Annotated in this window: 4 protein-coding genes and 2 pseudogenes; 2 read left to right on the top strand and 4 right to left on the bottom strand. The window is 36.3% G+C overall.

Annotated features, from left to right (window positions below; translation table 11 throughout):
• Window positions 1–29: 29 nt before the first annotated feature.
• The 4 genes and pseudogenes from RU93_RS12140 to RU93_RS12425 all read right to left on the bottom strand — a co-directional run.
• Window positions 30–191: a hypothetical protein gene (locus tag RU93_RS12140; RefSeq protein WP_169818126.1), complete on the bottom strand. Its 162-nt coding sequence runs from the start codon at window positions 189–191 to the stop codon at window positions 30–32.
• Window positions 192–313: 122 nt separating this feature from the next.
• Window positions 314–874, bottom strand: a complete 561-nt coding sequence (locus tag RU93_RS11745; RefSeq protein ID WP_071875819.1) for a recombinase family protein — start codon at window positions 872–874, stop codon at window positions 314–316.
• Between the two features lie 254 nt (window positions 875–1,128).
• Window positions 1,129–1,364, bottom strand: a 236-nt coding sequence (locus tag RU93_RS12210; protein WP_245785422.1) for an LPXTG cell wall anchor domain-containing protein, incomplete at its 5' end; no start/stop codon positions are given.
• A gap of 1 nt (window position 1,365) precedes the next feature.
• Window positions 1,366–3,543: pseudogene (locus RU93_RS12425) on the bottom strand (endo-1,4-beta-xylanase); the annotation flags it as partial.
• Between the two features lie 345 nt (window positions 3,544–3,888).
• Here RU93_RS12425 and RU93_RS11755 point away from each other — a divergent pair.
• Together RU93_RS11755 and RU93_RS11760 are read left to right on the top strand one after the other, a co-directional pair.
• A complete protein-coding gene (locus RU93_RS11755) occupies window positions 3,889–4,377 on the top strand; it encodes a transposase (protein WP_071875818.1) in 489 nt (162 codons plus the stop codon).
• Between the two features lie 189 nt (window positions 4,378–4,566).
• Window positions 4,567–5,162 (top strand): annotated as a pseudogene (locus tag RU93_RS11760) (transposase); the annotation flags it as partial.

Consider the following 5,162-nt stretch of genomic DNA (forward strand, 5'->3'; position numbering starts at 1 on the left):
AAACAAGACTCACATTCATATATTTTAAGTTAACAGAAACATCCATATGAAAAATTAAGTTCAAAATCCTCATCACTAAATTTTTCAGTATCTTTTTTCACCGTTACATCATAATATCCATATTTAACAAGAAAAATTAAATCAAACAGCTGATTATATAAATTTTCTAAAGAATTATCGTTCTCTATCATTGCTAGCTCCTTCCATATTAGTATTATCTAAACAAACATTATCAAATTCTCTCAATATATAATCAACTGAAATGTTTTAAATTCCTTTTATATATAGCATTATATATAAGTAGATTCTTTTACTAATTAACTGAATCTCGTTTCCTTTTATTACGACTTAACGTACTTTTACTAATACCGGTCATTTTCTCTACCTCTTTATAGGAATATTTTTCAAGAAGTTGCATAGCCAAATTGATTTGTTGCTGGCTGAATTTTTTCGGTCGCCCTTCTCGGAAGTCGGGTTTCTGTTTGGCCAACTCTTTCCCCTCTTGTGTCCGCTCCACAATCAAATCCCGTTCAAAATCTGCAAAAGCACTGAAAATCGTAAAGATTAATCTTCCGGTGGACGTATTTTCAATAATCCCTAAATTCAGCACGTTGATTCGAACACCCTTCTCGAATAAGAGTTTGATTGTGTTCAAGGCATCTTGCGTGCTGCGGGCAAACCGGTCTAATTTTGTAACCACCAATGTGTCCCCTGCTTGAACCGTTTGTAATAATTTTTGAAATTCTGGGCGATCACTTTTTGTGCCGGTTATTTTTTCGAAGAAAATTTTATTGCAATGTTCTTCTTCCAACTGACGCAATTGCCCTTCCAGATCTTGCTGTCGAGTGCTCACTCTTGCATAGCCATATTTCACGTTTTCCACCCACTTTTCTGATATACTTTTGACCATAAGTTATGACACCTCTGTACCTCTTGATTTTACTAGAGTAAGTAATCGTAGTCAATACTCTTAAGTTTTGACTAGCAAAAAAGACTTACCATATGTTTTTCTTGGCAAGTCTTTTTGCTTTACTTTATTTGAGATTTTATCCATTCTATTGCAGAACTTTTAGCATTATTTGTTTTAATGTCCGGACTAATAGGAAAATTTTTATAATATTATTCAGGTTAGATTCTCTTTTTAAAAATGAATGCAGATCCTAATACTATTAATAACCCTAGGACAGACAATGCAATATTTTTTGTTTCTCCTGTTTTTGGTAAAACTTTTGGTTTGTTTGGTACTGTTGGTTTACTTGGTTCTGTCGGCTTGCTTGGTTTACTTGGTTCTGTTGGCTCCGTTGGTTCCGTTGGCTCTGTTGGTTCCGTTGGTTCTGTTGGTTCCGTTGATTCTGTTGGTTCCGNATCAACTGGACCAAAACTGGATCCTCCTAATTCAAGCTCACCAAAGACCATGGGGTTTTGATACCCTTGGCCACTTAAATCATTCCATATAGCTACACTTTGTCTGTTTCCAGATGTCGCGTCATTTATTTGTAAGTCAAAACCAATGGCATCTCCTTCTTCAGGGTCTAAAACCTGCCATTTAATAGCCATTTGCACACTGTATCCTGTAGCCGTTTGGGTCACAAGTGAACGCTCAATGGCCTGAGCCGTTGTTTCTCCACCAGTTTCTTCACCATCTGCATTCACCCGGTATTGACCATCTCCTTCTTTATATGAATAGTCAGAATGACGAGTCTCACTAAGAAATACTTCTATCGAATCTTGCGCCCAGTCTTCTTCACCAGTCGTATCAATAGTGCTATCATCGACTTCTACGAGAACGTATAGATAATCTTCATCCCAAAGAAGTCTCCCCACACCCGTGGCTCCTTGCCAAGCCATTTGATAACGATTCACGTCTATAGAATCCGCTGCAGACCAAAGTTCATCTAACTCTTCACTTATTTCAGGGGTCCCATAAGTTGCTACAGTCCGCCTATTTTCCACTTCCACATCCTCTGAAGCATAGGTTTCTAAAAAGCCTTCCGGGTCAATAACTGCTTCAAAGGCCTTTTTGGGCTGTAAGTCCCCATCAAAAAGAAGAGGACTATTTTCCGATCGCCAACTTGTAGAATCGTTTAACCCCCAAAACGTTACTTTTGAGATTACGTCAGAATGCTCTTTGTACAATGAAAATAGCTTAGCGTACCGAATTCCCTGAGCAATTTCTTCTTCTTCTGTTAATTCCGAAGTAGTGTTTGCTGCAATATCCAACTCTGTAACACCTATTTCTACATCTAACTCTTTAAATCGCTCTATAGATCTCCTGACATTATCTATAGAGGTTCCCATATTGTAATGTCCTTGCATTCCCACTCCATCAATTAAACGTTCACCAGGATGGTTTTCTGCATAATTTTCGTTAATTTCTTTTACCATATGATAAATAGCTGTGGCTTTATTTTGATTATCATCATTGTAGTCATTGTAGTAAAGTGTGACATCGTGCCAACCGTTTTCATCTAGCACTTCCCTAGCTTTCATAAAAGCCAATTCAACATAGTCATCTCCAATGGCTTCAGCCCACTCTGATCGTCTTAACATGGAACGCCACATTTCAGGGTCTCTTGGATTATCATCCATTGCTTCGTTTACTACATCCCATGAAATAACGCTGTCCCCGTATGCTAAAATGGTTTTTTCTATGTGACTTTCCATATTAGCTAAAGCTTCTTCCCGCGACAATCGTTCTCCATCACTCGTATGTAGCCATTCTGGTGATTGCTGGTGCCAGACTAATACGTGTCCGTGAAGCAGTAATCCTTCCTCTTTCACTCTATCTACCAATCTTATTTGATCGGTAACGTCAAATTCCTGATTAGCGTTGTAAGATGATTCCGGCTTCATCGCATTTTCAGCAGTTACCAAATTATGATGCTTTTTAAGAAGCTCTAATCTCTGCCCACCCAAATCTGACATAGATACAGCATTACCTATTAAGAAGTAATCCTCATACACTTCCTTTATTGACTGGACATCCGGTTGAGTTGGTGTTTCTATTTTGTTGCCAGTGGGGGTTAGAGTGAAATCGTCAATCATGTAAGAAACGGAATCATTCCCTGAACTTTCAACGTAAACACTAATAAAATCATCGACTATAGAGTCGTATCTATAAGTCCCTTCTAAAAGCGTCCATGTATGAGAATCAACCCTTTGATTATCAATGGTCTGATAGCTAGCAGTACTCCCCTCTCCAATTTGAGTGGATAACTGTAATTCAGCGGATCCTTCGTCTACAAGTTTCACCCTAACGGAAAAATGATATTCCATAGATTCTTCTACTAATTCACTAATTTGAAGCGATGGCCCGTTCCAAGCTTCTGTTCTACCAGTGACTTTTAATGCGTGCTCTCCTTCATATGCATCCTCATTTGTTTGTTCGACTGTTTCATTCTCACCTCTTGGTCCAAACCCTTCTGGCCCGTCTTCAAAAGTGATATGATAACCCTCATCTGATTCAGCAAGGGAAACAGATGGAAAAGCTAATCCTACAAGTAAAGCGCTCAGTACAATGAATGTTAATAATTTAATTTTCATAAACCCTCCTATGTTATCGCTTTCAATACTTTAGGTATATGTTACTGTATCTAAGCAAAGATGTCTATAGTTAATTTATCAGAATGGTTTTTTACTTCAGCCGGAACACTAATTCAAGGGATCTGTAGTATATATCTGCTATTAAATGAAACATATCAGATATATTGAATATATAAAGTATATCTTATACTTAATATATAAACCTGAATGAGGCTGACCCAAAAGTCTCTTGAATAAATTAAAAGGAAGAAAATCTTTTTTCGATTTTCTTCCTTTTTTGGCGCAAAAAATAGCACTATCCTATATAATTAAAGCGTCGAAACCAAATTAAAAGGAGTGCTATTTATGTACAAAAATTATAACATGAAACAGATTACTTTATCATTAGATTTAGAAATTTATTTAGAAGAAAATGATATCGCGTTCGCGATAGATGAATTAGTCGAAAGTATTCCTGAAGAGATATTTTCAGTCTTTGATCATAAAATGGGAACCACTTCTTATCACCCAAAAATGATGTTAAAGTTGCTGTTGTGTGGCTACACGCAGTCTATTTTTTTAGGAAGAAAAATAGAAGCTATGTCTAAAGATAGTATTCGAGCAATGTGGCTCACTCAGTCACAATTCCCAAATTTTAGAACCATCAATCGTTTCAGAGTAAACCCTATGGTTCAGCCAATTCTCCAAGAATGTTTTATTCAATTTAGAAATCAGCTTGTATCTCAAAAATTAATTGACGAAGAAGCTATCTTTATTGACGGGACGAAATTAGAAGCTAACGCGAATAAATATACGTTTGTTTGGAAAAAGAGCACGGAACGATTTGAAGAGTAATTGAGACAAAAATCAAAAGAATATTATTTAAAGCTAGTGGAAGAACAAATCATTCCATCTATTTGTGCAGAAGATGAAGAATTAGACACAGAGAAATTACAGAAAATCGTGAATGCACTAGAAACGAAAGTGACAGGATTAAGTGCTGAAATCGAAAAAAACTCCGATGTTCAAGTAAGAAAAGCACTTCGTTCTAAACGAAAAATGCCTAAAAAAGCATTAAAGGACTTTTCTGACTTTATCTACCGTAAAGCAAAATATAAAGCGCAACATCAGATTTTTAAAGATAGAAATAGTTACTCCAAAACAGATCATGACGCTACTTTTATGCGAATGAAAGACGACCACATGATGAATGGTCAATTGAAGCCTGGTTATAATGTACAAATCACAACAAATCACCAATACGTTTTAGCTTATGAGACCTTTTCAAATCCAACGGATTTTAAAACGATGCTTCCCTTCCTAAAGACGATTAAAGAATCTTATTTCGACCTGCCTACTTATATTGTGGCGGATGCAGGTTATGGTAGTGAAGAAAATTATCAAGCGATTCTAGATGAGTTTGAAAGAACGCCGTTGATTACATATACGATGTATCAGAAAGAACAAACGAAAAAATATAAAAAAGATCCATTCATTACTGACAACTGGACTTATAACGAGCTGGCAGATACCTATACTTGCCCCAATAATAGAGAAATGAAATTTAGAAATTACTCTACTCGAACAGATAAGTATGGTTTCAAAAAACAACTTAAAATATATGAATGTGAGTCTTGTTT

This window comes from Enterococcus aquimarinus, assembly GCF_001885765.1.
Taxonomy (GTDB): domain Bacteria; phylum Bacillota; class Bacilli; order Lactobacillales; family Enterococcaceae; genus Enterococcus_I; species Enterococcus_I aquimarinus.